Annotated in this window: 7 protein-coding genes; all 7 read right to left on the reverse strand. The window is 50.1% G+C overall.

Annotated elements, in window-relative coordinates; translation table 11 throughout:
* Window positions 1–7: 7 nt before the first annotated feature.
* The 7 genes from ABDZ76_RS17385 to ABDZ76_RS17415 all read right to left on the reverse strand — a co-directional run bounded on the left by ABDZ76_RS17385 (window position 8) and on the right by ABDZ76_RS17415 (window position 3,711).
* Entirely contained in the window at window positions 8–271 is a 264-nt protein-coding gene (locus ABDZ76_RS17385) for a DUF2312 domain-containing protein (RefSeq protein ID WP_343808576.1), read from the reverse strand.
* A 7-nt stretch (window positions 272–278) separates the two neighbouring features.
* Entirely contained in the window at window positions 279–431 is a 153-nt protein-coding gene (locus ABDZ76_RS17390; RefSeq protein WP_343808580.1) for a hypothetical protein, read from the reverse strand.
* Complete coding sequence (locus tag ABDZ76_RS17395) at window positions 428–1,174, reverse strand: hypothetical protein (protein WP_343808583.1); 747 nt, start codon at window positions 1,172–1,174, stop codon at window positions 428–430. The genes ABDZ76_RS17390 and ABDZ76_RS17395 overlap by 4 nt, the downstream gene beginning before the upstream one ends.
* Window positions 1,167–1,646: an endonuclease domain-containing protein gene (locus tag ABDZ76_RS17400; protein ID WP_343808586.1), complete on the reverse strand. Its 480-nt coding sequence runs from the start codon at window positions 1,644–1,646 to the stop codon at window positions 1,167–1,169. Before ABDZ76_RS17400 ends, ABDZ76_RS17395 begins: the two co-directional genes overlap by 8 nt.
* A complete protein-coding gene (locus tag ABDZ76_RS17405; RefSeq protein ID WP_343808589.1) occupies window positions 1,643–3,109 on the reverse strand; it encodes a replicative DNA helicase in 1,467 nt (488 codons plus the stop codon). Before ABDZ76_RS17405 ends, ABDZ76_RS17400 begins: the two co-directional genes overlap by 4 nt.
* A 142-nt stretch (window positions 3,110–3,251) precedes the next feature.
* On the reverse strand, window positions 3,252–3,461 hold the full coding sequence (locus ABDZ76_RS17410; RefSeq protein ID WP_343808592.1) for a hypothetical protein: 210 nt from the start codon (window positions 3,459–3,461) through the stop codon (window positions 3,252–3,254).
* Window positions 3,454–3,711, reverse strand: coding sequence for a hypothetical protein (locus ABDZ76_RS17415; protein ID WP_343808595.1), 258 nt, complete (start codon window positions 3,709–3,711; stop codon window positions 3,454–3,456). The genes ABDZ76_RS17410 and ABDZ76_RS17415 overlap by 8 nt, the downstream gene beginning before the upstream one ends.
* Between the last annotated feature and the right edge of the window lie 122 nt (window positions 3,712–3,833).

Genomic DNA, 3,833 nt, shown 5'->3' on the forward strand with positions numbered 1-3,833 from the left:
TTAAGCATCATGTCATCCCCAACGCGTCCATGTAGAGCTGGATCATGGCTTCCTCTTCTTGGCGCTCATGATCTTCCTTCTTACGTAGCTTGATGATTTCCTTGAAAGCCTTCACGTCAAAGCCGCTTCCCTTGACCTCGGCAACCAGCTCTTTCTGATCGTCGCTGATTGCCTTCTTTTCCACGTCCAATCTCTCATATCGTTCAATAAAAGCGCGAAGCTGGCCGGTTGCGATGGTCTGAGCTGTTTCCGTTGTGATGTCGTCAGTCATGTTTTCCCTACCTTCTCGCCTGTCTCAGGCGTTTGTAATCGTTAATTTGCTGCGTTCTTTCAGTGTGGGTCAGGCGTTCAACTTCAAACTCAGCCTTTCCAAGAGCAGCTGCAATTTCAATTGTATTGAAGCCCATACGGAACAGGTCGAGTGCGCTCATGCTGCCGCTCCAATAATCTGCCAGCCCTTGCCGTCCTCTGGCTTGAGAAGGTGCTCAGGAATACGGCAACCTTCCTGCCACGGCATAGCGCCAAGCCTTGGGTTCCAGCGGCGGTGCAACCTTGCTTGTTCAAGGAAAAACGCCAGCTTACTTTCCCGCTCAGCCTGTGGCAGCGAGTAAATATCAATTCGTGTCACAGTAGCCGCGGGCTGCGGGGCGTAACCTGCCTTGAGTGCGTTCTTCGCCCATTCCGGCTCAAAACCCTGCCATCCCTTGTAAATCATCAAATCCGCAGCTTGCTCTGGCGATAGCCCACAGGTCTGCGGTGCAGCAGCAAGATGCTTCGCTAACAACTCAGCTGCACGATCCGTCATCGGCTTTTTCAGCTTTTGACGGTGTTCCACAAGCGCCTTGGCTGAGGCTTGGGAAAGCACAGCTTCGAGAATGGCTTGGGGAGCTTTCTTTTGTACCCCTTTAGGGGTATTTTCTTTAGGGGTAGTTTTTTCTTTAGGGGGTGTGGGGGATGTTTCTTTTTTTGAAATAGCAGCTTCCACATTTTCCGCAGATTCTGCGGAATTCCGCAGACGTTTCCGTTCACGATCCTTAGCGCGACGGCGCTCTGCCTGTTCATCGATAACTTGCACAGCCTCACGATTGGATAACGCAGCGGCGGTGCGGCCAATTAAATCAGCGTCCACGCCCGCGCGAACCATATCGGCAATAAGGATAGCTACATCATTCATAGCTCGCCCTCCGAAGAGACTCGATAACGCCGTTGGCACAGGTCAATGGAGATTTATAAATTTCACTTCCGGTGAACCGATAAATTTTCCACCCTTTATCTTGGACAAACCTGTCTCTCTGCTTGTCGTGCTGTGCTTGCTGCTTTGTCTTTTCATGAAAATCGTGGCCATCGCACTCGACAATGATGCGTGAGCCTTGATTGTAAGCGATTGCAAAATCAGCTTTGTAATTACCAATATCAAGTTGAGGGATGACCAATACACTCGTCCCTCCCAAATCAGCTGGCATTTCCCGCTCAAGCGACAGGCCAAAACTTTCACCCTCCCTGTCGCAGGCACACCAAATTGCCCACAGCATCCATGCCTCTATATGGCTATTGGTCGCTAGCTTGCATGCATTAAATCTCTCCCCAGCAACCTTAGAGTAGCCCTTGGTGGCTTCCTCCAACTGATAGTCAGTAAGGCCATTCATACTTCGTACCTCGCTGCGTTTCTTACAGCAGAGCAAGCGACATCAATGAACAGATCGATCTGCGTGACCGGTCCGTTGCGCTGCTTTGCAATGTGGAATTCAAGTTTGTTTTGAACCTCAGCCAGTTTGTCCTGACGGGCTATTTCTTTATCAACATCATCATGCTTTTCACGTTCGAGATAATAAGCCTCGCGGTAGAGAAAGATGATTGTGTCTGCGTCTTGCTCGATAGCGCCACTGTCGCGCAAGGCTGACAATTGAGGCCGCTTATCGGCTTGCTGTTCAACTGCTCGGTTAAGCTGCGATAAGAGAAGTACTGAAATGTCATATTCACGCGCCATTGATTTCAGCGCACTGGTCATTTCCGCAATCTCATTATTGCGATTGCCCGAATAGCGATTACTGGCGCGGATCAGGCCGAGATGATCAATCATCAGACAGTCAAAGCTTTGGCCTGCCTTCTCTGATGCTTCCAGCATGACCTCAAGCTTAACGCGCACGTCTGATATAGAAAGACCGGACTGCTCCTCAATCAGCAATGGTAGGCCATCCATTTCGTCCTGTACGCGCTTAAGGGCATTGAGGTCAGCCATAGTTAGTCGGCCTGTGACCAAATCCTGATAAGGAATTCTCAAGCGGCTATCGAAAGCCAGATCAGAAACAGCACGGGCGGCGAGCTTTTCAGCATCCATTTCAAGGGATATGAAGCCCACGCCATAGCCCTGCTTGGCAAGCTTGCACCCCACGGACATAGCGACCGAAGTTTTCCCCATTGAAGGGCGAGCACCGATCAGCGTTAGGTCACGTTTATGGATGCCACCGGTGACGTGGTCAATATCAGCCAAACCCCAAGACATACCTGTAATGCCTGTACCGGATGCCATAGCCAATTCAGCAGCGGCAATCGCTTGTGAGGCTGCATTCGCTACTGAGACTTGTGACTTGCGCTTAGAACCACGACGAAGATCAGAAACAATATCATCAAAAATAATGCCAGCTTTTGTCACAAGCTCAGCCGGATTTGAATTGGGGTCGCGCGCAGCAGCACTGAGGCTTTCTGCCTGATCTGCTAGCGATAAACGCGCAGACTGCTCGATAACTTGCTTCGCGCTCTTTTCAATACTTGGAGAACCGAGAACCCCAGATGTGGCAAGGCTACCTATATAACGCGCCATCCCAATACCGGTCGCTTGTTTATAAGTTTCAGCAACAGCTTCGGGTATCAGCTTTATTAAAATATCAGGTCGAGCCGAATTGAAGCGCTCATACGCGGACGCGATAGCCTGATAGATATGCTGGTGCACAGGCTCAACAAAATGCCGCGCCTCTAACATAGAAGAAACACGAACAAAACCACCAAGCATCAGTGACCCAAGCACTTCTTGCTCAAGCTCAATAACAAAATCTGACTGATTAGGTGCAGCCGTCATATCATACCCAAGTTTTTCTGAATGATCGGACACTGATAACTGTAAAACGCCTTCAAACAGCGCTTAGCCTCAACTGCATCAGCAAATGATCCAGTTCTCTCAGAACGCTTCTTCGCCTCCTCAAACGCAGTCCAAAGAGTAAGCTCTTCTGAATACACGGCCATTAATACCGGTTTCATGCTGCTTCCCTTTCTTGGCGGCGCGAGATTTCATCATTGATCATCTTCACGACCTGCCGACGATGTTGCAAAATTTGCTCTTGCTGAATGAACCATGCTTCACCGCGTGCTCTCTTGGCGCGGTGATGCCTAATGAAGTCCGTCAGAGAGTTAACCTCCCCCTCGGCTATATCTTTCATTGTCCGAAGGTTCAGGAGTTCAGCCATGAGCCACCTGATACGTTTGAGACCCGCCGAAAAGATCGTCTCCCAATGGAGAAACCAAACCATTCTCGACGAGAAAACGTCCAACGATTACGGGAACAGTCCGACAATCTGGCAGAGTGAAATAAACATAGCCGCCACCCTTTTCGACAGCCCTCACGTCTTGTGAGTTTTCTCGAACGAGGGTCGCCCCGCTTTCGAGACGGGACAAAACCGGTTTAGTATAACGGGGCATTTTCAATTCCTGCGTCATTCTTTTAACTCCGGACAGATCCATTCAGCTGCACCAGCAGCCCAAGTTCTAAAGCTCACCGCAATCTTGTGCCTTTGCGCGAACGACAGCCAACGCAGCAATACGGGCGGTTTCGGCGCGGT

It is taken from the genome of Paenochrobactrum glaciei (assembly GCF_039522165.1).
GTDB classification, from domain to species: domain Bacteria; phylum Pseudomonadota; class Alphaproteobacteria; order Rhizobiales; family Rhizobiaceae; genus Paenochrobactrum; species Paenochrobactrum glaciei.

Bases quoted from the DNA above. Each gene is read 5' to 3' on its own strand.
- ABDZ76_RS17415 (WP_343808595.1), bottom strand. From the start codon at position 3,711: ATGACGCAGGAATTGAAAATGCCCCGTTATACTAAACCGGTTTTGTCC.
- ABDZ76_RS17410 (WP_343808592.1), bottom strand. From the start codon at position 3,461: ATGGCTGAACTCCTGAACCTTCGGACAATGAAAGATATAGCCGAGGGG.
- ABDZ76_RS17395 (WP_343808583.1), bottom strand. From the start codon at position 1,174: ATGAATGATGTAGCTATCCTTATTGCCGATATGGTTCGCGCGGGCGTG.
- ABDZ76_RS17385 (WP_343808576.1), bottom strand. From the start codon at position 271: ATGACTGACGACATCACAACGGAAACAGCTCAGACCATCGCAACCGGC.
- ABDZ76_RS17390 (WP_343808580.1), bottom strand. From the start codon at position 431: ATGAGCGCACTCGACCTGTTCCGTATGGGCTTCAATACAATTGAAATT.
- ABDZ76_RS17400 (WP_343808586.1), bottom strand. From the start codon at position 1,646: ATGAATGGCCTTACTGACTATCAGTTGGAGGAAGCCACCAAGGGCTAC.